At 70.9% G+C, this 23,637-nt stretch carries 23 protein-coding genes and 1 pseudogene; 17 read left to right on the forward strand and 7 right to left on the reverse strand.

Translation table 11 applies throughout. The features are described 5' to 3' along the window. Positions 1-4: 4 nt before the first annotated feature. Positions 5-460 (reverse strand): annotated as a pseudogene (locus IEY95_RS00725) (glycosyl hydrolase family 65 domain-containing protein); the annotation flags it as partial. After that, positions 418-609 (reverse strand): hypothetical protein, encoded by a 192-nt coding sequence (locus IEY95_RS00730; protein WP_189183833.1) that lies wholly within the window; start codon positions 607-609, stop codon positions 418-420. The gene IEY95_RS00730 and the pseudogene IEY95_RS00725, both read right to left, overlap by 43 nt. A gap of 403 nt (positions 610-1,012) precedes the next feature. Between IEY95_RS00730 and IEY95_RS00735 the strand changes: the two genes are divergently transcribed. From IEY95_RS00735 to hypE, 10 genes are all read left to right on the forward strand, one after another. Beyond that, on the forward strand, positions 1,013-3,385 hold the full coding sequence (locus tag IEY95_RS00735) for a heavy metal translocating P-type ATPase (protein ID WP_189183834.1): 2,373 nt from the start codon (positions 1,013-1,015) through the stop codon (positions 3,383-3,385). A 421-nt stretch (positions 3,386-3,806) separates the two neighbouring features. Further along, positions 3,807-4,079, forward strand: coding sequence for a DUF1876 domain-containing protein (locus IEY95_RS00740; RefSeq protein WP_189183835.1), 273 nt, complete (start codon positions 3,807-3,809; stop codon positions 4,077-4,079). A 165-nt stretch (positions 4,080-4,244) separates the two neighbouring features. Next, complete coding sequence (locus IEY95_RS00745; protein WP_189183836.1) at positions 4,245-5,426, forward strand: 4Fe-4S dicluster domain-containing protein; 1,182 nt, start codon at positions 4,245-4,247, stop codon at positions 5,424-5,426. Further along, positions 5,423-5,881, forward strand: a complete 459-nt coding sequence (locus IEY95_RS00750; protein WP_189183837.1) for a Crp/Fnr family transcriptional regulator — start codon at positions 5,423-5,425, stop codon at positions 5,879-5,881. Before IEY95_RS00745 ends, IEY95_RS00750 begins: the two co-directional genes overlap by 4 nt. Next, positions 5,878-6,696 carry an FAD/NAD(P)-binding protein gene (locus IEY95_RS00755; RefSeq protein ID WP_189183838.1) on the forward strand — a complete coding sequence of 273 codons (819 nt, stop codon included), beginning with the start codon at positions 5,878-5,880 and terminating at the stop codon, positions 6,694-6,696. The genes IEY95_RS00750 and IEY95_RS00755 overlap by 4 nt, the downstream gene beginning before the upstream one ends. Before the next feature lies 1 nt (position 6,697). Beyond that, positions 6,698-7,456, forward strand: a complete 759-nt coding sequence (locus IEY95_RS00760) for an NADH-quinone oxidoreductase subunit B family protein (RefSeq protein WP_189183839.1) — start codon at positions 6,698-6,700, stop codon at positions 7,454-7,456. After that, positions 7,453-8,784 carry a Ni/Fe hydrogenase subunit alpha gene (locus IEY95_RS00765; protein ID WP_189183840.1) on the forward strand — a complete coding sequence of 444 codons (1,332 nt, stop codon included), beginning with the start codon at positions 7,453-7,455 and terminating at the stop codon, positions 8,782-8,784. Before IEY95_RS00760 ends, IEY95_RS00765 begins: the two co-directional genes overlap by 4 nt. 18 nt (positions 8,785-8,802) lie before the next feature. Then, complete coding sequence (locus IEY95_RS00770; RefSeq protein ID WP_189183841.1) at positions 8,803-9,186, forward strand: CBS domain-containing protein; 384 nt, start codon at positions 8,803-8,805, stop codon at positions 9,184-9,186. Next, a complete protein-coding gene (gene hypD, locus IEY95_RS00775; protein ID WP_189183842.1) occupies positions 9,183-10,286 on the forward strand; it encodes a hydrogenase formation protein HypD in 1,104 nt (367 codons plus the stop codon). The genes IEY95_RS00770 and hypD overlap by 4 nt, the downstream gene beginning before the upstream one ends. A 14-nt stretch (positions 10,287-10,300) precedes the next feature. After that, complete coding sequence (gene hypE, locus IEY95_RS00780) at positions 10,301-11,335, forward strand: hydrogenase expression/formation protein HypE (protein WP_189184577.1); 1,035 nt, start codon at positions 10,301-10,303, stop codon at positions 11,333-11,335. A 121-nt stretch (positions 11,336-11,456) separates the two neighbouring features. On the opposite strand, the gene IEY95_RS00785 is transcribed toward hypE, so the two are convergent. The 3 genes from IEY95_RS00785 to IEY95_RS48565 all read right to left on the reverse strand — a co-directional run bounded on the left by IEY95_RS00785 (position 11,457) and on the right by IEY95_RS48565 (position 13,211). After that, entirely contained in the window at positions 11,457-11,879 is a 423-nt protein-coding gene (locus tag IEY95_RS00785; protein WP_189183843.1) for an Hsp20/alpha crystallin family protein, read from the reverse strand. A gap of 496 nt (positions 11,880-12,375) precedes the next feature. Next, a complete protein-coding gene (locus IEY95_RS00790) occupies positions 12,376-12,918 on the reverse strand; it encodes a hypothetical protein (RefSeq protein ID WP_229702494.1) in 543 nt (180 codons plus the stop codon). Positions 12,919-12,995: 77 nt separating this feature from the next. Beyond that, positions 12,996-13,211 (reverse strand): hypothetical protein, encoded by a 216-nt coding sequence (locus IEY95_RS48565; protein WP_229702495.1) that lies wholly within the window; start codon positions 13,209-13,211, stop codon positions 12,996-12,998. A 384-nt stretch (positions 13,212-13,595) separates the two neighbouring features. On the opposite strand from IEY95_RS48565, the gene IEY95_RS00800 reads away from it, so the two are divergent. From IEY95_RS00800 to IEY95_RS00815, 4 genes are all read left to right on the forward strand, one after another. After that, a complete protein-coding gene (locus tag IEY95_RS00800; protein WP_189183844.1) occupies positions 13,596-14,522 on the forward strand; it encodes a CBS domain-containing protein in 927 nt (308 codons plus the stop codon). 2,203 nt (positions 14,523-16,725) lie between these two features. Beyond that, positions 16,726-17,718, forward strand: coding sequence for a dihydroxyacetone kinase subunit DhaK (gene dhaK / locus IEY95_RS00805; RefSeq protein WP_189183845.1), 993 nt, complete (start codon positions 16,726-16,728; stop codon positions 17,716-17,718). A 138-nt stretch (positions 17,719-17,856) separates the two neighbouring features. Then, positions 17,857-18,456, forward strand: coding sequence for a dihydroxyacetone kinase subunit DhaL (dhaL, locus tag IEY95_RS00810; protein WP_189183846.1), 600 nt, complete (start codon positions 17,857-17,859; stop codon positions 18,454-18,456). Next, on the forward strand, positions 18,449-18,865 hold the full coding sequence (locus IEY95_RS00815) for a PTS-dependent dihydroxyacetone kinase phosphotransferase subunit DhaM (protein ID WP_189183847.1): 417 nt from the start codon (positions 18,449-18,451) through the stop codon (positions 18,863-18,865). The genes dhaL and IEY95_RS00815 overlap by 8 nt, the downstream gene beginning before the upstream one ends. A 28-nt stretch (positions 18,866-18,893) precedes the next feature. On the opposite strand, the gene IEY95_RS00820 is transcribed toward IEY95_RS00815, so the two are convergent. After that, the gene (locus tag IEY95_RS00820) at positions 18,894-19,559 is read right to left on the reverse strand and encodes a TetR/AcrR family transcriptional regulator (RefSeq protein WP_229702496.1); all 666 of its coding nucleotides are present in this window, start codon (positions 19,557-19,559) and stop codon (positions 18,894-18,896) included. Positions 19,560-19,723: 164 nt separating this feature from the next. Here IEY95_RS00820 and IEY95_RS00825 point away from each other — a divergent pair, with 164 nt between their 5' ends. Continuing rightward, the gene (locus IEY95_RS00825) at positions 19,724-20,488 is read left to right on the forward strand and encodes an SDR family NAD(P)-dependent oxidoreductase (RefSeq protein ID WP_189183848.1); all 765 of its coding nucleotides are present in this window, start codon (positions 19,724-19,726) and stop codon (positions 20,486-20,488) included. 31 nt (positions 20,489-20,519) lie between these two features. Here IEY95_RS00825 and IEY95_RS00830 read toward each other — a convergent pair whose 3' ends face one another. After that, positions 20,520-21,215, reverse strand: coding sequence for a glycoside hydrolase family 75 protein (locus tag IEY95_RS00830; protein WP_189183849.1), 696 nt, complete (start codon positions 21,213-21,215; stop codon positions 20,520-20,522). 365 nt (positions 21,216-21,580) lie between these two features. On the opposite strand from IEY95_RS00830, the gene IEY95_RS00835 reads away from it, so the two are divergent. Continuing rightward, positions 21,581-22,570, forward strand: coding sequence for a fibronectin type III domain-containing protein (locus IEY95_RS00835; protein ID WP_373294417.1), 990 nt, complete (start codon positions 21,581-21,583; stop codon positions 22,568-22,570). Positions 22,571-22,591: 21 nt separating this feature from the next. Continuing rightward, positions 22,592-23,521, forward strand: a complete 930-nt coding sequence (locus IEY95_RS00840) for a LysR family transcriptional regulator (RefSeq protein WP_189183850.1) — start codon at positions 22,592-22,594, stop codon at positions 23,519-23,521. Positions 23,522-23,637: the final 116 nt, after the last annotated feature.

Here is a 23,637-nt window from a genome sequence, read left to right on the forward strand (position 1 = left end):
CTGGTCACCGGTCCGGCAGGATGAGGGCGCAGGATTCTCCGGGAGCCACGGAGACGGTGCGACCGACGAGGGTGATGCCGATCGGATCTCCGTCGGACGTGGGCACAGTGACCCGCAACTGGTCCGCACTCAGCCGTAGTTGTACGCCCCAGTGGCCCCGATACCGAATCGTGAAGCCGTACTCGGAAAGCTCCGGGAGCGGCACCGGGTCGAGCCGCAGCGCGCCTGCGCGGGTCTCGAGGCCGGTCAGGCCGCGCTGTACGAGGTCGAGGGTGCCGGCCATGGCGCCGAGGTGGATGCCCTCGCCAATGGTGCCGCCCTGGAGATCGGCGATGTCACCGTCCAGGGCCTCGTGCACGTACGTCCACGCCTCGGCGCGCCGGGCCCGGGCCAGCACCCACCCGTGCACCAGACTGCTCAGTGTCGAACCGTGGCTCGTGCGGCGCAGGTAGTGGTCGACGTCGTGCCCAGGTAGTGGACGGCGTCCGCCACGCACTCGGGGGCTGCGCCGCGGGTGGCGAAGTAGCCGTTGCCGAGCGTGCACAGCGATTCGCGCAGCCGTCCCCGTGCCGGGTCGCAGCCCTCGTAGTCCCAGGTCCAGTCGCGCATTGTCAGTCCTCCTGTGCGAGTAGTTCCGCAAGGTCGTCGACGACCAGGTCCGCGCCGTGCTTCAACGGCGTGCCCCGGGTGCGCCCCCAGTCCACGCCCCAACCGGACCGAAGCCTCCGCGTCACCTTTGCGGGCCTCTGCCGCCCGGACGGCGAGACGAGGCCGATCGGCCCTACGCATGACGCGCTCCCCCGATGTGATCGGCGCAGCACGCCCTCGCCGGCCTGGCGCGGCCGTGCTCTGCCTGTCACCGGAGAGCAAAAGGGCCTGTGCGTCCTTACGATTCGATCAGGAGGACCCCGTCGGGAGGGACCGTTGGACCCCTGCCGGCGTCGTGGCCGCTGGGTTGTGATGGGGAGGGGTGCCAGAAGGCACCCGCAGTAGCCAGAGCCGAGGACATCCCATGGACCGGCGCATCCCGTGGAAACCGTTCCGTCGCGCGTTCGCAGCTATCGCGAACCGACGGTTCGAGCCGGCGCTCCTGGCCGTCACGGCCGGCGCGCTGATCGCCGGTGGCATTGCCTGGCTCGCCGACGCCCGCGACATAGCCGACCTGTGCTGGGGCCTGGGGACCGTGGTCGCCGTCGTGCCCGCGGTGGTCTGGGTGCTGAGCGCACTGCAACGCGGGCACGCGGGCGTGGACCTGATTGCGGTCCTGGCGCTCGGCGGGACGCTCGCCGTGCAGGAGTTCCTGGCCGGAGCCCTGATCGCGCTGATGCTGGCCACCGGACGGACGCTGGAGGCCGCCGCCCAACGGCGCGCCTCGCACGATCTGCGCGCACTTCTGGAACACGCACCGCGCTCCGCCCGCCTCAGGACCGGCACCGAGGTTCGGGAAGTGCCACTGGCCGAGGTCGCGGTCGGCGACCTACTGGTCGTCGGACCCGGCGAAGTGGTCCCTGTCGACGGTCGGGTGGCCGGCACTACGGCGGTGCTGGACGAGTCGGTGCTCACCGGCGAGTCGCTGCAGGTCGAGAGGGCCGATGGCGCGCCGGTGCGCAGTGGCGTGGTGAACGCGGGCGGCGCCTTCGAGCTGTACGCCACCGCCACCGAGCAGGAGAGCACCTACGCGGAGATCGTCCGGCTGGCGCGACAGGCCGGTGCCGAGTCCGCCCCCGTGGTCCGCCTTGCCGACCGCTATGCGGCCTGGTTCCTGCCCCTGTCCGTCGCGGTGGCGGGGTTGGCCTGGCTGGTCAGTGGTTCCGCGGTGCGGGCGGTCGCGGTCCTGGTGGTCGCCACCCCGTGCCCGCTGCTGCTTGCCGCGCCCGTGGCGATCGTCTCCGGCCTGTCCCGGGCCTCCCGGCACGGCGTGGTCATCCGCGACGGGGGCGCCCTGGAGACCCTCGGCCGGGCCCGCACGCTGCTCCTGGACAAGACCGGCACGCTGACCTCCGGTCGGCCGCGGGCCCTCGACGTGGCTGCCGCACCGGACCGGCAGTCGACGGAGGTGCTGCGGCTCGCGGCCTCGCTCGATCAAGTGTCGCCGCACGTCCTGGCTCATGCCATCGTCGACGCCGCCCGGGCACGGGGACTGGACCTTTCCGTGCCAACGGACGTGACCGAGGAGCCGGGCCGGGGAGCCATCGGAACGGTCGACGGCCACCACCTCACCGTCGGCCGCCACGACGGCGCGGCACCGCATCCGCCATGGGCGCACGCCGTCGACAACCGCGCTGTGCTCGACGGCGCGGCCGTCGCCTGGCTGACGGTCGACGGCCGGCTCGCCGGTGCCGTACTGCTGCGCGACCCGCTTCGCCACGACGCTCCCCGGACGCTGCGTCGCCTCCGCGCGGCAGGCATCGACCGACTCGTGATGCTTACCGGCGACAGGGCCGAACCCGCTCGAGAGATCGCCGCCGTTCTCGGCCTCGACGACGTCCGCGCCGAACTCACCCCCGCTGACAAGGTCGCTGCGGTGCGCGCCGAACGCGCACGTGCTGTCACTCTGATGGTGGGCGATGGCGTCAACGACGCCCCCGCCCTCGCCGCCGCGGACATCGGCGTCGCCATGGGGGCCCGCGGCTCCAGCGCCTCCTCGGAGGCCGCGGACATCGTCCTCACCACCGACCGGGTGGACCGCCTCGCCGACGCCGTCACCATCGCCGTACGAAGTCGTCGCATCGCGGTGCAGAGCGCGCTCGGTGGCATGTTGATGTCCCTCGCCGCGATGGCCGCGGCCGCTTTCGGCCTGTTGCCCCCGGCGCCCGGCGCCCTGCTACAGGAGGGTATCGACGTCGCCGTCATCCTCAACGCACTGCGCGCCCTGCGCGGGGACCGGGCGGGCCGACCGCCCCTGCAGCCCACGACCGAAGCCCTCCTCCACCGCTTCGCAGCCGAGCACGACGACCTGCAGGACGTGCTCGAAGCCGTCCGCAACGCCGCCGACCAACTCTCCGACAGCCCCGGTCCGGTGGCCCTCGCAGCCGTCCGTGAGGCGCACCGGCTGCTCACCACCCGGCTGCTGCCGCACGAGTACGCCGAAGAACACCAGCTCTACCCCGCGCTCGCCGCCTCGCTGGGCGGTCCCGAGACCACCGCCACCATGAGCCGCGCCCACGTCGAGATCGAACGCCTGGCCAGGCGCATCGCCACCCACCTCACCCTCAGCGACGCCGACACCCACTCCAACACCAACACCAGCGCCGACATCGACAGCGACGGCACACTGCGCCCGGAACAACTCGACGACCTGCGTGCGTGCCTGTATGGCCTGTACACCGTGCTGCGCCTGCACTTCACCCAGGAAGAGGAGAACTACTTCTCCCTCGCCCCGTGAGTGGCTCCCAGGCGGCGCCAGTCCTGACAGACGCTCATGGCCATGGGCGGGAGTCGGGGAAGATTCGGTCGGTGCCGACCTCTCGGTCAGCCCGAAGGCGTCCAGGTCGTCGCGCAGTTCGTGTTTGATCCGGGCGAGCACGAAAACGATGCCACGGCGCGCCAGTTCTTGACGGAGGGCGTCGACCGCTGCGAGCGCGGTGATGTCCACGGGGGAAGACGGCGAGACACACCGACCAGGCACCGGCCTGAACCTGAGCCCTTGCCTGCGCGACGGCCCGCACTGGACCGATCATGCCGACCGGCGCAGGCTGGGATGAGCGAGGGGTGCCAGGCCGACTGGTCGGGCCGCCACACGAAGGCAGGGCGCCCACCCGACAACAGTCTGCCCCCTTCGCCACCTCCGCACAGGAGTGATCACGATGGAAGCCAAGCAGTGGACCGTTCAGATCTTCATCACCGAGGAGGACGACGACACCCATGCCCGTGCCGTCCTGACCACGCCGGACACGTCGACGGTCACCGGCAGGGGCGTGGCCCGACGCAACCCGATCGACCGCCCCATCCCGGAGATCGGCGACGAACTCGCCGCCAGCCGCGCCCTGGAGGATCTCGCCATCCGGCTGCACGACGTCGCCTCCGACGACATCGTGCAGCTGACCGGGCCGGCTGATCCACCACCGCCCGGCCGGTGAGCATCACCGAACGGAATACAGGCGTACGACGCTGAGCCACCGCCGGATCACGCCGTGCACATGGGCCGAACGACCCTCGTCCCGGTACCGGGCGGCCCGTGGCGCCTTCGTCTGTCGTGCGCCGACGCTGAGATCAGCAGCCCACGCGGCTACCGGAGGGGAACGATGACAGACAGTCCCGCGATCTCCGTCCTGGACAGGGAAGGCCTCGACGCCCTGGTCAAGACTTTGACCACCGAGGGCCGCACGGTCGTCGGTCCGACGGTACGGGACGGCGCCGTGGTCCTGTCCGAGCTCGCCTCGGCCGACCAGCTGCCTTTCGGCTGGGGCACCCGGGTCGAAGCCGGCCATTATCGCCTCATCCCCCGCGAGGACGGCGCGGCCTTCGCGCACACATCCGGCCCGCAGTCCTGGAAGACGTTCCTGCACCCACAGCGGGAGAAGCTGTGGAGCGCAGACCGTGGGGCCGACGGGCAGTTGTCCCTCACGGCCGAGCAACCGGAACAGCCGTCGTACGCCTTCCTGGGGGTGCGCCCCTGCGACCTGCGTGCCATCGCGATCCAGGACAGGGTCCTGACCGGCGGCCACTACCAGGACAGCGGCTATCGGGAGCGCCGGTCGGGAGCGTTCCTGATAGCCGCCGAGTGCACCGAGCCGGGAGCCACCTGCTTCTGCGTCTCCATGGGCGGCGGCCCAGCAGCTGACAACGGTTTCGATCTCGCGCTGACCGAGGTCGTGGACGAGGCCGGCCACCGCTTCCTCGTACGCGTCGGCAGCGAGGCCGGGGCCGAGGTGCTCTCCCATGTCCCCCGCTGCCAGGCCGACGTGGAGACGCAGACGGCGGCGCGACGCGCGGTGGACGCCGCCCGGGACCGGATGGGCCGGGCCATGCCGCCCGTGAGCCTGCGCACCCTGATGGGCCAGAGCCTGGAGGCCGACCGCTGGGACGATGTCGCCGACCGCTGTCTGACCTGCGGCAACTGCACGATGGTGTGCCCCACCTGCTTCTGCACCACCACCGAGGAAGTCACCGACCTCACCGGAGACCACGCCGAGCGCTGGCAGCGATGGGACTCCTGTTTCGACCTCGACTTCTCCTACCTCCACGGCGGCCCGGTGCGCTCCTCGCCGCGCAGCCGCTACCGGCAGTGGCTCACCCACAAACTCTCCACCTGGTACGACCAGTTCGACAGCTCCGGCTGCGTGGGCTGCGGACGCTGCGTCACGTGGTGTCCGGTCGGCATCGACATCACGGAGGAGGCCTCCGCACTGCACGACGAGCTTGAGGCCCGGCTGCGGCTCCAGGAACAAGCGGAACAACAGGAGCGAACGGAGAAAGTGCAATGACCTCTGCCACCACCATGCCGTTCGCCCTCGCTGCCGAGCATCGTGAACGGCTGATGCGGATCGCCCGCGAGGTCTCCTTCGGCGCGGGCACCCGCCTGTTCGAGGAAGGCCGCCGTGCCGACCGGTTCTGGATCGTCCGGACCGGCACCGTCGCCCTCGATCTGCACGTGCCCGGCCGCCGGGCTCCCGTCATCGAGTCGCTCGGACAGGGCGAACTGGTCGGCTGGTCCTGGCACTTCCCGCCGTACGTCTGGCAGCTGGGCGCCGAGGCCATGACTACGGTGCGGGCCTACGAGTTCGACGCGGTGGCGGTGCGGGCGATGTGCGCGGATGACCCCGGGTTCGGCCGCGCGATCGCTGTCTGGGTCGGCCGGGTGCTCGCCCACCGGTTGCACGCGGCCCGCACCCGGCTGCTCGATCTGTACGGTCCCTACGGCGGCGACGGCCGGCCATGAACGATGTGCCCCTGCCCTACCGGGTGACCCAAGTGCGCGACGAGACGGCCGACACGGTCAGCCTCGCGCTCACGCCCGCGGGCCCGACGTCACTCGCGCCCTTCGCTCCCGGCCAGTTCGCCATGGTGTACGCCTTCGGGGTCGGCGAGATCCCTGTCTCCGTATCCCGCATCGACCGCCGCGAGCTCGTGCACACGGTCCGCTCGGTCGGGGCGGTATCGGCCGCCCTGTGCGCACTCCGGCCAGGCGCCCACGTCGGGCTGCGCGGCCCCTTCGGCACCGGCTGGGAGCTCGACAGGGCGACCGGGCAGGACATGCTGGTCGTGGCGGGCGGTATCGGTCTGGCCCCGCTGCGCCCGCTGGTGTTCGACGCGCTGGCCGCCCCGCGCGCCTACGGACGCATGAACCTCCTGATCGGCGCCCGCACCCCGCACGATGTCCTCTACTCCCAGCAGGTACACGCCTGGACGGCGGCCCACGGCCCACTGCACTGCGGGGTCACCGTCGACCGCCCCGCCCCCGGCCGGCTCGGCCACGTCGGCGTCGTCACCACCCTGCTGAACGGTGCCCGCTTCGAGCCCCGGAACACCACCGCCTTCATCTGCGGCCCCGAGGTGATGATCCGGGCCACCGCTCGCGACCTGCTCCAACGGGGCCTGCCGGCGCACCGCATCCGGGTCTCGCTCGAGCGCAACATGCGCTGCGCCACCGGGCACTGCGGTCACTGCCAGCTGGGCGGGGTCCTGATGTGCCGGGACGGTCCGGTGATCGGCTGGGACCGGGCCGAATCCCTGCTCTCGGTAAGGGAGTTGTGACATGACCGCCCCCATGCTCGCCGTGTTCAAGCTGGCGTCGTGCGACGGCTGTCAGCTCACTCTCCTCGACTGCGAGGACGAACTCCTGGCCCTCGCCGGTCAGGTCGAGATCGCCCACTTCTTGGAGGCGTCGAGCAACACGCGGCCGGGCCCGTACGACCTCACGCTCGTCGAGGGGTCGATCACCACGTCCGCCGACGCCGAGCACATACGGAAGATCCGTGCGCAGTCCCGCTTCCTGGTGACCATCGGCGCCTGCGCCACCGCCGGGGGCATCCAGGCCCTGCGCAACTTCGCGGACGTTGAGGAGTTCCGCCGCACCGTCTACGCCCGCCCCGACTACATCGACACCCTTGCCACTTCGACCCCCGTGTCGGCCCATGTCGACGTGGACTTCGAGCTGCGCGGCTGCCCGATCGACCGCGGTCAGCTCCTCGAAGTCATCACGGCCTTCCTGACGGGCCGCAAGCCCGATGTTCCGAACCACAGCGTCTGCTTCGAGTGCAAGCGCCGTGGCACGGTCTGTGTCACCGTCGCCCACGGCACGCCGTGCCTGGGCCCGGTCACGCACGCCGGATGCGGTGCGATCTGCCCGGCGTACGGGCGCGGCTGCTACGGCTGCTTCGGTCCGTCCGGCTCGGTGAACCTGCCCGCGCTGATCCCACTCCTGCACCGCGACGGCATGGACGACCGTGACACCGAACGCTTCCTGCACACCTTCAATGCCGCGACCTTCGCGGAGATCGAGGAGAAGATGTGACCCACCGAGGCTCCCGCGTCCTGCATGTCGGCTCACTCTCCCGCGTCGAGGGCGAGGGGTCCCTGCATCTGCGCGTCGACGGCGGCACCGTCGAGGAGGCCCGGCTGCAGATCTACGAACCGCCGCGCTTCTTCGAGGCGTTCCTGCGCGGCCGTGCGCACACCGAGCCGCCCGACATCACCGCCCGGGTGTGCGGGATCTGTCCGGTGGCCTACCAGATGAGCGCCTGCGCGGCGATCGAGGACGCCTGCGGTGTCTCCGTCGACCCGGCAATCCGGGAGCTGCGCCGACTGCTGTACTGCGGTGAGTGGATCGAGAGCCAGACCCTCCACATCTACCTCCTGCACGCGCCCGACTTCCTCGGCTGTGCCAGTGCCATCGACCTCGCCCGCAGCCATCGCTCGGCCGTGGAGCGGGGTCTTCGGCTCAAGCAGGCGGGCAACGCGATCCTCGAACTGCTCGGCGGACGCGCCATCCACCCCGTCAACACACGCGTCGGCGGCTTTCACCGGTCACCCACGCCCGCTGAACTACACCCACTGGCCAATCAGTTGCGCCGCGCCGCCGACGACGCCTGGGAGACCGTGGGCTGGGTCGCGGACTTCGACTTCCCGGACGCCGCCGTCGACGCCGACTTCCTGGCTCTCGCCTCCCCCGGAACGTACGCCATCGAGAGCGGTACCCCCACTGCCCTGCGCACCGACGGGACCGTCGCTTCCTTCCCCCTCCGGACCTTCCTCGGCCACGTTCGCGAGGAGCAGGTACCCCACTCCACTGCGCTGCACTCCCGCCTGGACGGGCGCCGTCATCTCACCGGCTCCCTGGCCCGGTTCGCGATCAGCGGCCGACTGCTGTCGCCCACGGCGGTGCAGGCGGCGCACGAGGCCGGGCTCGGTGATCCAGGAGACGGCCCTGTGTGCCGCAACCCGTACCGCTCGATCCTCATCCGGGCCGTCGAGGTGGTGTACGCGGTGGACGAGGCGCTACGAATCATCGATGCCTACGAGCCCCCGCCTCATCCGTACGTCGAGGTACCGCCCTTGGCGGGCACGGGCCACGGCGCGACGGAGGCACCGCGCGGCCTGCTCTATCACCGCTACCAGCTGGACGACGAAGGCACCGTCACCGACGCCCGCCTCGTACCGCCCACCGCACAGAACCAGGGCGCCATCGAGGACGACCTGCTCCGCATCGCCCAGATCGCGATCACCGAACACGACGCAAACGACGAGGAGTTGACACACCTGTGCGAGCGGGCCATCCGCAATCACGACCCGTGCATCTCCTGCTCCACCCACTTCCTCGATCTCACCGTCGTCCGCACCTGACATCCCGAGGAGGAGACGATGCACGGCATCCCCCGCACCGTGAGCGATGTGTTGACCCACACCGTCGCCGCCGTCAGCCGCGACGCCCCGTTCAAGAAGATCGTCAAGACAATGGAGGACTGGGAGGTCAGCGCTCTTCCAGTGCTGGAGGGCGAGGGCAGCCTCAACGACCTCGCCACGGCGGGAACGGTGACCGTCGCCAAAGTGATGTCCTCTCCCGTCGAACCGATTCGCGTGCGTGTCGCGGACGGCGTCGTCACTCTCATCGGGACGACCGGCGCCCCCTTGGTGCCCTTGGCCATCCGGCCGGCGCGGGCCGTCGAGGGAGCGGTCAACGTGAAATGCCACCTCTCCGGAGGCTCAGACGCTCCGCACGCTTCCTCCCGGACCGAACCACAGTGAAGTACCTCGACGAATACCGCGACCCTACGCTGGCCCGACAGCTCCTCGACGAACTGCACCGCAGCGCGACGAAGCCCTGGCGGATCATGGAGGTCTGCGGCGGCCAGACGCACACGCTGGTCCGGCAGGGCATCGACGAATTGCTGCCGGCCGGCATGCGGATGATCCATGGGCCGGGCTGCCCGGTGTGTGTCACACCACTGGAGACTCTCGACCGGGCCATGGCCATCGCCGCGCGACCGGGCGTGATCTTCACCAGTTTCGGCGACATGCTGCGGGTGCCCGGCTCGGACACGGATCTGCTGTCGTTGCGGGCGCACGGGGCGGACGTCCGTGTCGTCTACACGCCGATGGACGCGGTCCGCATCGCCCAGGAGCATCCGGACCGGGACGTGGTCTTCCTCGCGGTCGGGTTCGAGACGACCGCGCCCGCCAACGCGATGGCCGTACTGCACGCCGACCGCTTGGGCCTGCCGAACTTCGCCCTGCTCGTCAGCCACGTCCTCGTGCCACCCGCCATAACCGCTCTCCTCGACGACCCTCACTGCGAGGTGCAGGCCTTCCTGGCGGCCGGGCACGTCTGCGCAGTGATGGGCTGGCGCGAGTACGAGCCGATCGCCGCCCGCTGCCGCGTGCCGATCGTGGTCACAGGATTCGAGCCGCTCGACCTGTTGGAGGGCATCCTCATGGCGGTACGGCAGCTGGAGTCGGGCCGCCACGAGGTGGAGAACCAGTACGTGCGAGCCGTGCGCCGCTCCGGCAACGCCGAGGCCCAGGACGCGGTGCGCACGGTCTTCCGCATCACCGACCGGGCGTGGCGCGGCATCGGCACACTGCCCGACAGCGGCCTCGAACTCGCCGACGCCTACGAGCGGTTCGACGCCGCGCGCCGCTTCGAAGTCGGCGGGCTGCAACCGGCCGAGGACCTCGAGTGCATCGCGGGGGCCATCCTCACCGGCGCCCGGCTACCCACGGACTGCACGGCGTACGGCACCCGTTGCACCCCGCGTCATCCGCTCGGCGCGCCGATGGTCTCCGCCGAGGGCACCTGCGCCGCTTTTCACGCCGCCGGCCGCACGAAGGAAGTGTCGATGCCATGAACGCCATGAACGCCATGAATATCGAGTGCCCCGTTCCCCACCACGAGGACGAAGTCGTCCTGCTCGGTCACGGCGCTGGAGGGCGACTCACCGCCGAACTCCTCGACACGCTGGTGCTGCCGGCCCTCGACGGCGAGAGCGGCCCGCTGGAGGACGCCGCACTGCTGCCCGGCCACCCCGACCTCGTGGTCAGCACCGACAGTTTCGTCGTCAGCCCGCTGTGCTTCCCCGGCGGGGACATCGGTTCCCTCGCGGTACACGGCACGGTCAACGACCTCGCGATGCGTGGCGCCTGGCCGCTCGCCCTGTCCGTCGCCCTGATCATTGAGGAGGGGCTCCCGCTGTCCGAACTCAGTTCCGTGCTGACCTCCTTGGGCAAGGCCGCCCGGGCAGCCCAAGTCCCGGTCATCACGGGCGACACCAAGGTCGTGAACCGCGGCGCGGTGGACAAGATCTTCATCAACACCACCGGCATGGGCAAGCGGCACCGGGAGCTGCACCCGTCCGCCTCACTCGCCCGTCCCGGCGACGCGGTCCTGCTCTCCGGTCCGATCGGTCAGCACGGCACCACCGTGCTCTCGACGCGCGAGGGACTCGGCTTCGAGAGCGACATCATCTCGGACAGCCAGCCTCTGCATCGCCTCGTACAGGCCCTTGCGCCGCTCGGTTCCCACGTCCACACCTTGCGCGACCCGACCCGCGGCGGTCTCGCCGCGGCGCTCAACGAGATCGCCCGCGACTCGTCCGTCGCCGTCGAGATCGAGGAGAGTGACGTCCCGGTGCCGCAGACCGTGGCCTCCGCCTGCGACCTGCTCGGTCTGGACCCGCTGGTCGTCGCCAATGAGGGCTGCTTGGTCGCCTTCATCACCCCGTCGGCGGCGGACGACGCTCTCGCCCTCATGCGTTCCGCCCCCGAAGGCAAGAGCGCGGTACGCATCGGTGAAGTCCCGGCGCACGGGCCGAGCGGCCGGGTGACGCTGCGCACGCTGGTCGGCGCCCGGCGCGTGGTGGACATGCCGCTGGGAGAGCAACTGCCGCGCATCTGCTGATCCTTGATGTCGCGGAGGGGGCGCGACAGAGCGGCAAGAAGGTCACGGGACAGGGAGATGTGCGCGGCCGGAACGACTTACCGACCGCGCACACGTGATGCGGCTCAGCGCGAACCCGCGCTCAGACGTGCCGCACCGGGATGGTCCTGGTGCCCGTCTTCGTCTGCGGCACCGGCACCGTGATGGTCAGGACACCGTCCTTGTACTCCGCTGTCGCCTCGTCGCCCTTGGCACCTGCCGGCAGCCGGACAGAGCGGGCGAAGGTACCGTAACGGAATTCCGTGTGGCGCTTCTCCGTGGTCTCCTCATTGCGCTCCGCACGCAGGGTCAGGACGTCGTCCGTGACGCTGATCTCGACGTCCTTGGACGGGTCGATGCCCGGAAGCTCGGCGCGCAGCACGTAGGTGCCGTCCGCCAGGTGTTCCTCGATACGGATGCCATGCAGCCCGGGAACCGTGTGCACTCCGGGAAGTCCGGCCTCGACCCAGCCGAACAGTTCGGGCAGCGCCGGCCAGGCAGGCAGCCGCTCCACCATGCCGCTCATGTCACCCTCCCTTTCTCGTTGGCTGCTTCCAGCGTGACGCACCCGGGCCGGCTTGTGGGTGGGCCGACCGGCCCCGCACGGGCCCGGTCGGCACCTGACAGCCGGTCTTCTCTCGCCAATCGGGTCCGACCCGCTGCCACTCCGCGTCCCCCTGCACCAAGGGGCGTCTGTCCAGACTTCCGTGTACCAGCCGTCCGCAGGCCGGCAGCACGGCCCCGGCGCTCAGCCCGACCGGTGCCGGCGCTCTCGTCGCGACGGGCGGCGTGCGCAAGGACCCTCGAGTGACCTACCAACCCGAGCGATGAGTCCACGGAGACGAACGCGTGGGTCATCACGTCACCCACGGTGCGCAGATGTTTCATGGCCACTGCCTCCCGCGCCGCACACCCGCGGCGGCTCGACGCAGCCCGCCTCGGCGATGCGTACGAACGAGTCCCGCAGCGCCGCCCGGGGCACGATTACCGCCACGCGTCGCATACAGACCGGCGTCACAGCCTCAGACCAGGGCATCGAACTCCTCCAGCGGCCGTCCACCCCGGGCTGCCAACTCCACGGCCGCCCGTACACGCCAGGCATCTACGGACAGCACCGCGACCGACCCCACGACCGTCCGGGGGCCGTAGCAGCCGTCGCGCAGCATGCCGGTGCCGTCCGTGATCAGGGCCCACGGCGTCTCGGCGCCCGGGTCGCCCACGGGGAGGCCGCGAGCGCGGCACGGAGGTCGCCTGGCGTCCCGGCACGCTCCAGGGTCCGCCAGGCGGTTTCCGGGGCACCGAGCCGGTACGGCTGCCACGCCTGTACCGCTGCGCGCAGACAGCCGGGACGCCACGTTCGCGATCTCGAAGCCTGCCGCGAGCGGGCGGAACAAGCGGGCGCCGCCCCGGGGCAGCCAGCCTGCCAGCACTCGCAGATGCCACAGCAGCGTGGCAGTGACGGCCCGCTGCGCCTCCGGCAGCGAGACGGTCGTCCGTGCGGACAACCGGTACGGCGTCTGCGCCAGGCGGTGCAGCGCTTCGTCCAGCGTTGCGGCGGCTGCCATCTCCCGCGCTCCGCTCGGGCACGGACACCGGCTGGTCAGGGCACGGGCCCGGACCCCGCCCGCAACCCATTCGGCACTCATGGCGCTCCGTCCGGCCGGTCCGCGATCCGCAGCGCGTCGGCCACCACGCGGACGACCAGACTCGGCACGCGCTCTCGCGCCCGCTCGCGCACCAGCGAGGCGGCGTGTTCCCCGACGGCGCGGACGGCGTCCGCGTCGCGCAGGGCGGCACGACGCACGGGCGCCGCCGCCTGTTGCCGCTCTTGTGGGGCCCGGGCTCGTGCCGACGCCACGTTCCGCAGCCTGCCGCGAGGCACTCTGCCGTATCGCCTCGGCGTCGTGCTCCGCCGCCGTCCGGATCCGGTCCGCCTCCTGCTGAACCTCTGTCAGGCGTGCAAGGGACGGCTCCAGTTCGGCAGCGCGCTCCGCCGCCCGGTCGACGGGCACCCCGGTAGTGGCTGCTCCCGGCGTGCCGGGCGGACGGAACCGCGCGAGGAAGTCCCGCAGGCTCATCACGAGCGTGCTGGTGTGTTCCTCCTCCAGTCTCGCCGCTTCCCAGCGGGCTCCCACCGGATAAGGCCGTCACGCTGCATCACCAGGGCCGTTCGGCCCTTGGCCCGGGGCAGTGGAGCGCAAAACTGGGACAATAGAAGACCCGACGGAGTCCGGAGGCTGCTGTGAACAAGCACGAGAACTTCTCCACGGACGCCGACGCCCGCCGTGCCGTGCCGTCGCATCAACACCGCCCCAGTGAGGAGGGTGGGCAGGATCTGCTCCTGCGCTATCTGGGTGCCGTCGCCACAGCGTCGGCCAGACACGCCGGGGCCGAGCGGCAGGCCGAGTCGGCCCCGACCGGCACGACCCCGGGCACGAGTCCGAGGCCGACGGCCGCCCCCGGTCCGCCCCCGGAGACGGAAACCGGCGGCCTCGCCGAGGGACGGCCACCACAGCCGCCCACTGAGCCCGAGGCCCCGCTCGTACGAGACTTGATGGACGTGCCCGCCGTGTCCATGCGGGACGACCTGCCGTACCGCGAGATCGCACGCCTGCTGGCCCGCGAACACGTCGGTGCGGTCCCGGTGGTTGACGCCGACGACCAGGTGGTCGGCGTTGTGTCGGAGTCCGACCTGCTGGCGAAGGTCGCGTTTGAAGCCTCCGGACATCGGCCCGGCCGCATCGGCAGGCTGCGGGACCGGCGGCTGCACGAGAAGGCCCGGGGCGAGACGGCAGCGGACCTGATGACCAGCCCTGCGGTCACCGTGCTGCCGGGGGCGACCATTGCGGAGGCCGCTTGGCTCGCGGCGCTGTCGCGCCTGAAGCGGCTCCCGGTCACCGACCACGACGGACGCCTGGTCGGCGTGGTGCGCCGCAATGCGCTGCTCCAGGCTCTCATCAGGGACGACGCCGGGATACAGGAGGAGATCGAGACGAAGATCCATGCCTTCTGCACCCCGACCGACCGTGACGCCGTCGTGGTGAAGGTGCACGACGGAGTGGTGCAGTTGACGGGGCAGATGTCGCAATCGTCGATGTCCAGGCTGGTGGCAGAGGTTGAGGGCATGGAGGACGTGGTCGAGGTGAGCAACCACCTCACCGCCGTATGACATGTCCGGAACCATGTGGCTCCCCATCGGGACGTCAGGGCATGCACACGCGATCAGTCATCTCCAGGGCAGGTGGCCCTTCCGAGGGCCCGTTGGTCGTCGGCAGGCACACCATGGTCGCTGGGGCCGTTGGCGCGTGACGGAGATGCGGTCGAGGCTGGGCTGAGGAACTGGTCCGAGTACCGGGCGTCTGGAGCGTGGAGGCCATACCAACTGGAGTGGTTTCACGCGGCGGCGCTGGAGGCACGGTTGCGGGACGTGGGACTGCGGGTGGTCCACGCCCTCGCCCATCCCGGCCATTCGGATGCCGTCGACGTGTCGGGACGTTCTTGACAGCCATGAAGCGACGCGGACGCTGAGCGGAAGCTCAGTCGTGCCACCTCGCCCCCTCTGGACGACGAGTCGCGGCGCAAGCCGGTGAGGCAAGACCATGAGAGAAAGGGGCGGAAAGGGCCCACTCGCTTCTCGCGAATCCTGATTGTGCGGTGCGCGGCTGTCGGCCGCTTCTCCGCATCCCGGTTCCGGGTCCTTTCCGTCAATTCCATGTAAGCATCCCGCGCGCGGTGCTCATAGGGCCCAATGGTTCCTGTCGCCCGGCCATCCGCCGTGAGACCCCCAGGGTGTCGGTTGCGTCCATGGCGATGGCGTATGGGTTCGACCACGTACGGCAACCGCCACCACGACGACGCGGCGGGGCGGGCCGCCTTCGCGGCTGTCCTCACCCGCACCCTCGGCCGCGGTGGCACGGTGGTCATCCCGGCTTTCGCCCTCGACCGCACCGAGGTCGTTTTGCACGAGCTCGCCGCGCTCCGCCGCGAGGGCGTTCTCCCGGCGAGCGTTCCGGTGTACGTGGACACTCCCCGTGGCCCTGGCCGCCCTCGACGTCTACCGCGACGCCATAGCCGCCCGCACTCCCGAGCTGCGCCCCGAAGTCACGGCGGCGGGCACGGCCGCGCTCTGCCCCGAGCCCTTCCTTGCCGCGCGCTCCATCCAGGAGTCCATCGACTACGGCCTCGTCCTCGGCCTCAATCGGTGGGTACTGCACGTCGCCGCGTACGCCGCCCTGGTGTACGCCATCGCCGGCGCCCGATTGATCGCGGGCAGCAGCTGGTGGGCCACGTTGGCTCTCGTCGCCGCCTCAAGTGGGCTTGTCCTCAAGGCGATCTGGTTCCCCCCTGGCTCGGCATCGGCATGCTGCTGGACGTGGGCGTCATCATCGCGGTGGCATCCACCTGGCCCGGCTCCGTCCACTGAACCACCGCTCACCGCCCGGGTCATGCGGTACTGTCGCCGCCCTCCACAAGCGACGCTGCATGCTCGGGAACGCACGTCTCACAAAGGGGTGCCGCGACGCTGCGTCCCTCCCCCCAACGCATCCACGGAGTCCTGGCGGCGAGACGGCCCAGGATTCAGGGACGTCGCAGCCGCCACAGCTCAGTCACGGCACCGGCCCGGCGGCGGGGATTTCCGACCTGGCGACAGAGATTCTCGACGTACTCCTGCCAGCGATTCGAATCCGGCATGGCGTTGCTCGACGGCTTGGCCGCTCCGGTTCCTCGGTCGACCGCATGCCTGAAAGGTTGCCAACGGCGTACAGGGCGATTGCACACCGTCGGAGGCTGGACTGAGCGGGCTACGTGCATGAGTCTCGCCGGGCCTGGCCGATCCGGATAGAGAGACCGTTCAGCTGCTGGTCCCAGCCGGCAAGCCCGACGGAGGGCCGAGGGAGCAACGCCGCAGGGGATCGTCGACGTGCCCGCGTACCAGTCGAGTGACGGCCACGCCCATGGCTCCCACCACATGATCCGCCATCCTCACAGACCGCATGCCAATATTGACAGCAGTGGCAAATCGCAGGGTCCTTGGCCATGACGCACCCCGGCGCATACGGGCGACCGCAGCACACATGCACATGCCGGCGAGCTCGACAGCGGCTCGGGTCGACCCCAGCCGATCGATGGCGCCGAGGTTCGTGACCCTGAACTGGCTTCCGTCGATACTGAGACCAGAGGCCGGAAGCCCAGCACGCTGCAGCCAACGAGAGCCTGACACATCATCAGGAAGGTCAGCATTCAGTCAACATCAGCCCCGCAAGACCCCGCCTCGGACCGCCCGGAAGCACCACGATCCACAACTGGTCGCACCCAGGCCGACCAGCTCAAACACAGGTCAGAGCCTTTACCAATCTCACCAGGAGGTTCCCATGAAGATGCTCATCAACGTGGCGGAGACGGTGGTCGCGGACGCGCTGCGGGGCATGGCGGCGGCACACCCGGAACTGACGGTGGATGTCGAGAACCGGGTGATCGTACGGCGGGACGCCCCGGTGGCGGGAAAGGTGGGCCTCGTCTCCGGCGGCGGCTCGGGGCACGAGCCCCTGCACGGCGGATTCGTGGGTCCCGGAATGCTGTCGGCGGCCTGTCCTGGAGAGGTGTTCACGTCTCCGGTGCCGGACCAGATGGTGCGTGCCGCGGCCGCCGTGGACAGCGGCGCGGGCGTGCTGTTCATCGTGAAGAACTACACGGGTGACGTGCTCAACTTCGACATGGCGGCCGAGCTCGCCGAGGAGGAGGGCATCCAAATCGCGAAGGTCCTGGTCAATGACGACGTGGCCGTCACCGACAGCCTCTACACGGCGGGGCGGCGCGGCACCGGCGCGACGCTGTTCGTGGAGAAGATCGCGGGTGCCGCCGCCGAGGAGGGCGCACCGCTGGAGCGCGTCCAGGCGCTGGCCCGGCAGGTCAACGAGAACTCCCGGAGTTTCGGCGTCGCGCTCAGCGCCTGCACCACTCCGGCCAAGGGCAGCCCGACCTTCGACCTGCCGCCCGGGGAGCTGGAACTGGGCGTCGGTATCCACGGCGAGCCCGGCCGCGAGCGGCGGGCGATGATGACCTCCAGCGAGATCGCCGACTTCTCGGTGCACGCGATCCTGGAGGACATGAACCCGCGCAATCCGGTGCTGCTGCTGGTCAACGGCATGGGCGCGACCCCGCTCCTGGAGCTGTACGGCTACAACGCGGAGGTCCAGCGGCTGCTGGGCGAACGCGGAGTCCCCGTGGCGCGCACGCTGGTGGGTAACTACGTCACCTCGCTGGACATGGCCGGCGCCTCGGTGACGCTGTGCCAGGTGGACGAGGAACTGCTGCGACTGTGGGACGCTCCGGTGAAGACGCCGGGCCTGCGCTGGGGCGTGTGAACCCGGTCAACAGGCGGCCGGCTGCCGACGATCGGCAACCGGCCGAAGCTCGTGACACACAGTCAATACCCGTCCCCGCGGTCAACGCTCGCTCCCCACAGTCACCGCTCGCACCGGGCAACCACGCAAGGAGATTCCGTGCTCGACGCCGATTTCTTCCGCCGTTGGATGACGGCGACCGCCGCGTCCGTGGATCGCGAGGCGGAACGGCTCACCGCCCTGGACTCGCCGATCGGCGACGCCGACCACGGCAGCAATCTGCAGCGCGGCTTCACCGCCGTGGTGGCCACGCTCGAGAAGGAGGCGCCGGACACGCCCGGCGCCGTCCTCATGCTCGCCGGGCGGCAGCTGGTCTCCACGGTCGGCGGCGCGTCGGGACCGTTGTACGGCACCCTGCTGCGCCGCACCGGCAAGGCGCTCGGGGATGCCGCCGAGGTCACCGAGGAACAGTTCACGGACGCGCTGCGCACGGGCATCGACGCGGTGATGGCGCTGGGCGGAGCCGTGCCCGGCGACGCGACCATGATCGACGCGCTGGTGCCCGCGGTCGACGCGCTCGCCGACTCCTTCGGCGCGGCGAAGACCGCCGCCGAGGAGGGCGCCGTCGCGACGACACCGTTGCAGGCCCGCAAGGGCCGGGCGAGCTATCTGGGCGAGCGCAGCATCGGGCACCAGGACCCCGGTGCCACGTCCTCGGCTCTCCTGATCGCCGCGCTCCTGGAGGCGGCCGGTGAGTGACTCCACGGACAAGCTCGTAGGGATCGTCCTGGTCTCCCACAGTGCCGCCGTCGCCGCCTCCGTGGCCGAGCTCGCGAGGAGCCTCGCCGGCGGCGGCACGACCGCTCCTGTCGCTCCGGCGGGAGGCACCGTCGACGGCGGCATCGGTACGAGCGCGGAGCTGATCGCGGCTGCGTCCGCGTCCGTGGACCGCGGCGCGGGAATCGCCGTCATCGCCGACCTGGGCAGTGCGGTCCTCACCGTGAAGGCGCTGCTCGCCGAGGGCGACGAACTCCCCGACAACACCCGGCTGGTGGACGCGCCCTTCGTCGAGGGCGCGGTGGCCGCGGTCGTCACGGCCTCGGCGGGCGCGGACCTCGCCGCGGTGGAGGCGGCGGCCGTGGAGGCGTACACCTACCGGAAGGTGTGAGCGCCCGGAGCACTGGTTCCGGGCCTGATCAGGAAAGTCCTTCGGCCGCGACGGCGAGGGCCGAGCGCATGGTCGCCACCAGCTCGGCCTGTGCCGTCACGGGGTCGGGTTCCTCCTCGTCGGTGCGCCACGCATAGTGCTCGACCGCCGTGCGCAGGGCAGCGTTGAGCATGGCGGCCCGGATCTCCGACCGCAGGTCCACGGCGGCCAGGCCGGCGCGGTCGGCGAGCGCGTGGGCGAAGACCGGCTCTGCCTCGTCGTGGGCCTGGAGCCAGACCGCGCGCAGGCCCGGCTCGGTGCGGGTCAGCCTCAGCAGCGCGCGAACCTTGGGCAGGTGCGGCCTCGCCATCGGGCGGTCGCCGGCCGTGGACGCCCCTTCCAGCGCGTCCGCCAACGGCTGGTCGGGGCGCCATGCGCGCAGTGCGGAGGCGATCGCTTCGATCCCGGCCGCGAACAGGGGGCTGACGCAGCTCTCCTTGCTCGGGAAGTAACGCCACAGGGTCCGAGCGGAGACGCCGACCGCCTGTCCGATCTGCTCGCCGGTGGTCGCGGCCACGCCCTGGGAGACGAACAGCTCCACCGCGGCGCGCGCGATCTCCAGCCGGATCTCCCCCTTGCGCTGCTCGGTCAGCGGGGGGCGCCCCGTACGGCCGCCCGCCGGGCCGGGGGGTTCGTTGATGGCGCCGTCCGGCACTGGTGACTCCCTGGTTCCGCCTGCGGCTGCTGCCCTGGACTGCCGTGAGTCTAACGATCTCGAAAAAGGCTCCCGGACTTTATGTCACTCAAAGACATTAAGTCGTACGGTGTGCAGCGCGGCGGATTCGCCGTGCCTCGCACGCACACCTCTGGGAGAACGTCATGACCACCACTGGACTGGCCGGCCGCAGCGTCGTCGTCACCGGCGCGGGCTCCGGCATCGGGCGCGCCACCGCGCTCGCCTTCGGGGCGCAGGGTGCGCGCGTGGTCGTGGCCGATCTCAACGCCGACGGAGCCGAGACCGTCGTGAAGGACATCGTGGCGGCCGGCGGTACCGCCCTGGCCGTCACGGGCGACCTGAGCGAGCAGGCCGTCGTCGACCGGGTGACCACGACCGCGGTGGAGCGGTTCGGCGGGGTGGACGTGCTGGTCAACAACGCGGGCATCATGGACCGCATGTCCGCGGCGGGAGACGTCAGCGACGCGGAGTGGGAGCGGGTCATCCGGGTGAACCTCACCGCCCCCTTCCTGCTCACCCGGGCGGTGCTGCCGCACATGCTGAAGGCCGGCAAGGGCGCCATAGTGAACACCGCGTCCGAGGCGAGCCTGCGCGGCAGCGCCGCCGGGGCCGCGTACACCGCGTCGAAGCACGGCATCGCGGGCCTCACGAAGTCCGTCGCCGTGACGTACCGGGACAAGGGCATCCGCGCCAACGCCATCGCCCCGGGCGGCACGCAGACCGGCATGGTCCCGGATCTCGACCAGGGCGCGACCGGCCCCACGGCCATCCTCGCGTACATGGGCAACGTCGGCCGCGTCGCGACCGCGGACGAGCAGGCCGCCGCCATCGTGTTCCTGGCCTCGGACGCGGCCAGCAACATCAACGGCGTGATCCTGCCCGTCGACAACGGCTGGGCCGCGGTCTGACGACGGTCCGGCCGCCGGTACCGACGGCGGGTCAGCGACCGCGGACGAACTGCCCGGCCAGCCGCTTCCCCTCCGCCACGGCTGCCGCGTGGTCCTCGATGGGCGACACCCTGGAGTTCCTGAAGACGATGTACGTGACTCCGGAGTCCGTCCCACCACCACGCGGATCGGGGCGGATGCCGAGCCCCTTGGCGGTGGCGTACGAGGCCTCTCCGATGAGGTTCTGCGGTCCGGTGTCGCCGACGACCGCGTACTGGACCCGGTCCCGGTAGATCACCGCGACGACCGACCCGCCGCGAACACCGTCGTCACGGGGGTCCCAGATGTCGCCGGCACGGGGCACGACGACGTACGGAAGGGTCTCGGCGCTCAAATACCGCCCGTCGGACTGCTGGTAGGCGGTGGTTTCGGAGGAGAACGGGTCGGTTCGCCGGTTACACAGGTCGCCGGGCCTGCCGTCGCAGTCGATGTCCATGTCGGCCTTCCAGAACACGGCGTCCCGTGTGCCGCAGACGGGGATGTCGGCGCGGGCTCCTTCGTCGCTGCGGTAGCGCCCCTTGGAGAGGGGAACACAGCCGCGTACCTTCGCGAGCAGATCGGCGGCCCGAACGTTTCCCTCACTCAGCGCCGCCACGGTTCGGGGCGGTTGGGCGGCGGGAGGCACCGGCGGAGCGGGAGCGAGCAGGGCGGCGCCGGCCGCGGCCAGCGTCAGCGACTGGACACGCACGATAAGAGACCCTCTCCTGGGGGATATTGACGGTCATTTGCGCAAATTTGGTGCGTATCTGACGATGCGTCCACTGGGAGGGGGCCGGACGGCGCACGGGCGCTCCGACGGGCGCCGTGCGGCCGAGGGCCCGAGCCACAGTCGGCTCGGGCCACTCGACCGCCCTCGCCGGCGCGGAATCAGCGACGACAGCGGTCCGCGCCGTGGGCGTGAACTCCCCTGAGAAAAGGGCGAGTTCACGCCGCGTCAGGAATCAGCATACGTACCCGCGCGACGGTCCGGCCAACAGCCGCCCCCCTCTTGATGTGGTCGCGTCAGCCGTGTCTTATAGGTACAGACCAATCCCGTCGAGGGAAGGCAGGCCCGTGCGACGCGTTCCCCCTGCTCTGCTGCGCGGCTCGATGTGCGGGTCACTGCTCTTCCTGGTGTCCTGCGGGTGGGGTGCGCACCAGGACGGCCAGGGCGAACGACTGCCCTCGGCACCGATGGGCGTCACCGCCGCGGCGGGCAGTGCGACCAGCGTGCACGTCATGTGGAACCTGGCTTCCGGGGATCCGGACGTGACCCGCTACGAGGTGTATCGCGGCACTACAAAGGTCAAGGAAGTGCCAGGCGCGGAGCACATGGTGGACATCACCCGGCTCCAACCGTCCACGACGTACGTCTTCACGGTCCGAGCCCGGAACGCCGCCGGGGACGCCGGACCGCCCAGCAAGCAGGTGCGCGCCACCACACCGGCGGCGGTCGCGGCCGATCACACGGCACCCACCCGCCCCGGCCGGCCGCACGGCAAGGCGGTCGGGAGCCGGGCGGCCCAGCTGTCCTGGGAGAAGTCGACGGACGACCGTGGCGTGGCCTCGTACGACATCTATCAGGGCACCTCGAAGATCCACAGCGTCGGCGGCGCGCAGACGGCGACGGTGGTCACCGGGCTGCGGCCCGGTACCCCCTACTCCTTCACCGTGCGGGCGCGCGACGCGGCGGACAACCTCTCGCCCGGGAGCGACACCGTCCGGCTCACCACCGCGCCCGGGTCGGACGACGGCCGGGGCACGGCGCCGACGGACTTCCGTGCGACGACCCACCGCGCGGACGGGGCGTACTACATCGATCTGTCGTGGGTCGCGCCGAAGGCGGACGGAGTGATCACCGAGTACCAGATCCATCTGGACGGGCGCCCGGTGACCTCGCTCGTGTGGGGCGGCAGCCCGCCGCGCGGGAAGTCCACGTACAGCTTCTACGTGGGCCGGGACGCCGGGGTCGCGCACCGGGTGCGGATCAGGGCGAAGCTGCCGGACGGCACATGGGGCGGGTTCTCGGCGGAGGGCACGGTGACGACGGGCAGCCGGCCATAGACACGGCCTAGAGTTGCTCGCATGCCCCATAGGGAAACCAATGCCGCCACACCCCTCGATCTCTCCCTGCTGCGCACCTTCCTCACGGTGCACCGGTCCGGTTCCTTCACGGCGGCCGCGCGGCTGCTGAGCCTTTCCCAGCCGACGGTGACGACGCAGATGCGGTCGCTGGAGGAGCAGTTGGGCCGGGAGCTGTTCGAGCGGGGGCCGCGTGGCGTGGCTCCGACGTCGGTGGCGGACGAGCTGGCCGCGCAGGTCGCGGCGCCGCTCGACGCGCTCGCGGCGGTCGCGGACCGCGGCGGCTTCGGCGCCGACCAGCCGCCGGACCCGGTCCATGTGGCGGGTCCGGCGGAGCTGCTGTGCACCAAGGCACTGCCCGCGCTGGCGCCGCTGACGGAACAGGGCGTTCGGCTGCGGATCAGCACCGGGCTCACCGACGACCTCCTGGAGGGGCTGCGCGGCGGCCGATTCGACCTGGTGATCGCCACGACCCGGCCGCGCGGGCGCACCCTGACGTCCGTACCGCTGATGGACGAGGAGTTCGTGCTCGTCGCCTCCCGGGCGTGGGCGAAGCGCATCGGCCCGGAGCGGGTGGCGGCCGAGGGGGCCGCCGCGCTGCACGGGGTGCCCCTGGTGACGTACGCCGAGGATCTGCCCATCGCCCGCCGCTACTGGCGGCATGTCTTCGGCGTACGGCTGACCGGGCAGGCCGCTATCACCGTGCCCGATCTGCGCGGCGTTCTCGCGGCGGTCGCCGCCGGTGCCGGAATCACGGTGCTCCCCCGCTACCTGTGCCTGGACGCGCTGGCCTCCGGAGCCCTGGTGCCCCTGCTGTCGCCCGAGGACCCGCCGATCAACACCGGGTATCTCACCCAGCGGCCCGGCGGCTCGGAAAACCCCCATGTGGCACTCGTCCGGGAGCGACTGCTGCAGGCGGGCCGCGCGTGGTGACCGACGGCTCACCGCCGTAGCGAGCACTCGGCAGTCGGCCGGACGAAGGAATTCATCACCTGCCCGGTCCCCGTCAGCATGCGGGCAGGGCCCGTGGCGCATTGGCTCTCCATGAG

The sequence above is a fragment of the Streptomyces albiflavescens genome, from assembly GCF_014645835.1.
Lineage (GTDB): Bacteria > Actinomycetota > Actinomycetes > Streptomycetales > Streptomycetaceae > Streptomyces > Streptomyces albiflavescens.

Bases quoted from the DNA above. Each gene is read 5' to 3' on its own strand.
- IEY95_RS00730 (WP_189183833.1), bottom strand. From the start codon at position 609: ATGCGCGACTGGACCTGGGACTACGAGGGCTGCGACCCGGCACGGGGA.
- IEY95_RS00735 (WP_189183834.1), top strand. From the start codon at position 1,013: ATGGACCGGCGCATCCCGTGGAAACCGTTCCGTCGCGCGTTCGCAGCT.
- IEY95_RS00740 (WP_189183835.1), top strand. From the start codon at position 3,807: ATGGAAGCCAAGCAGTGGACCGTTCAGATCTTCATCACCGAGGAGGAC.
- IEY95_RS00745 (WP_189183836.1), top strand. From the start codon at position 4,245: ATGACAGACAGTCCCGCGATCTCCGTCCTGGACAGGGAAGGCCTCGAC.
- IEY95_RS00750 (WP_189183837.1), top strand. From the start codon at position 5,423: ATGACCTCTGCCACCACCATGCCGTTCGCCCTCGCTGCCGAGCATCGT.
- IEY95_RS00755 (WP_189183838.1), top strand. From the start codon at position 5,878: ATGAACGATGTGCCCCTGCCCTACCGGGTGACCCAAGTGCGCGACGAG.
- IEY95_RS00760 (WP_189183839.1), top strand. From the start codon at position 6,698: ATGACCGCCCCCATGCTCGCCGTGTTCAAGCTGGCGTCGTGCGACGGC.
- IEY95_RS00770 (WP_189183841.1), top strand. From the start codon at position 8,803: ATGCACGGCATCCCCCGCACCGTGAGCGATGTGTTGACCCACACCGTC.
- hypE (WP_189184577.1), top strand. From the start codon at position 10,301: ATGAATATCGAGTGCCCCGTTCCCCACCACGAGGACGAAGTCGTCCTG.
- IEY95_RS00785 (WP_189183843.1), bottom strand. From the start codon at position 11,879: ATGAGCGGCATGGTGGAGCGGCTGCCTGCCTGGCCGGCGCTGCCCGAA.
- IEY95_RS00790 (WP_229702494.1), bottom strand. From the start codon at position 12,918: ATGGCAGCCGCCGCAACGCTGGACGAAGCGCTGCACCGCCTGGCGCAG.
- dhaK (WP_189183845.1), top strand. From the start codon at position 16,726: ATGAAGATGCTCATCAACGTGGCGGAGACGGTGGTCGCGGACGCGCTG.
- IEY95_RS00825 (WP_189183848.1), top strand. From the start codon at position 19,724: ATGACCACCACTGGACTGGCCGGCCGCAGCGTCGTCGTCACCGGCGCG.
- IEY95_RS00840 (WP_189183850.1), top strand. From the start codon at position 22,592: ATGCCCCATAGGGAAACCAATGCCGCCACACCCCTCGATCTCTCCCTG.